This window comes from Vibrio sp. 05-20-BW147, from assembly GCF_013369385.1.
Lineage (GTDB): Bacteria > Pseudomonadota > Gammaproteobacteria > Enterobacterales > Vibrionaceae > Vibrio > Vibrio floridensis.
The window spans coordinates 1-494 of record NZ_SZTO01000104.1 but is presented as its reverse complement, the minus strand read 5'-3'; the positions used below and the strand labels follow the sequence as shown (position 1 = coordinate 494).

The following is a 494-nucleotide window of genomic DNA, read 5'->3' as shown; positions in this document are numbered from 1 at the left end:
TCAGGGTTTTTCTGTTTCTCAGGTGTATGCGTCTTTGTTCTTTGGTGTGTTTACCGGTCTGTTTCTTGCGATTGATGTCGCGAGGGGGCGTAAGAAGCATGGGTTAACTAATTTGGATAGTTGGCTTAAAGAAAATAACGTAGAGTAGCGCCATAACAAGCAATTTAAGAGGGATTCACAACGCTTGGCATTTTGGGTTCTACTTCAAATTTAGTGTTTATGGCACAAGCTTTAGGTTTGGGGAAGGCGTTGTTCACCCCTTAATTGGGCGTTATGCTTAATCACGTAAAATCAGTGGTTTATGGTTTTCTTTGTTCCCTCGGCTGGTTGGTTTCGAGTTTGTCGGCAAGTTAGCTTCATTGGGCGCTGTTTTTTGGACACTTATTCTTTAGCGCTGAAAATTAAGAGAGTTGCCTCAATCAATTTTCGGGTAAGCGAGAGGTTAGGCCGGTTGGCTTAATCAGCAATTTGATCTTAGGTTTTTGAGTTTTAGC

The 494-nt window shown here is 42.1% G+C and carries 1 pseudogene; it reads left to right on the top strand.

The window, feature by feature from the left end:
- Positions 1 to 273 precede the first annotated feature (273 nt).
- Positions 274 to 486 (top strand): annotated as a pseudogene (locus FC652_RS20795) (hypothetical protein).
- Positions 487 to 494 lie beyond the last annotated feature (8 nt).